At 40.7% G+C, this 270-nt stretch carries 1 protein-coding gene; it reads left to right on the forward strand.

Features of this window, described 5'->3' with window-relative positions; translation table 11 throughout:
- Positions 1–13: 13 nt before the first annotated feature.
- Complete coding sequence (locus tag V6255_RS19375; protein ID WP_425355947.1) at positions 14–151, forward strand: VCBS domain-containing protein; 138 nt, start codon at positions 14–16, stop codon at positions 149–151.
- Positions 152–270 lie beyond the last annotated feature (119 nt).

Consider the following 270-nt stretch of genomic DNA (forward strand, 5'->3'; position numbering starts at 1 on the left):
CTTCGAACCTACAATTGAGTTTTCACCAGCAGAAGATGGAGATACTGCACTCGGAGAGATTACTATTGATGCTGATGGCAATTGGTCTTATGAAGTAGATAACAGCGCTCTACAGTATTTAGGTGAAGATGAAACATTAACCGAAGTTTAAACCGTTACATTAAATGGTACGACGCACGATATTACTATTACGATTAATGGCTCAGATGATCCGACAACAATTGAGCCCGACGGTACTGCATTCGAAAGAGGGTTCGTAACTGAAGATGT

Source organism: Psychromonas arctica (assembly GCF_038155225.1).
Classification (GTDB): Bacteria; Pseudomonadota; Gammaproteobacteria; order Enterobacterales; family Psychromonadaceae; genus Psychromonas; species Psychromonas arctica_B.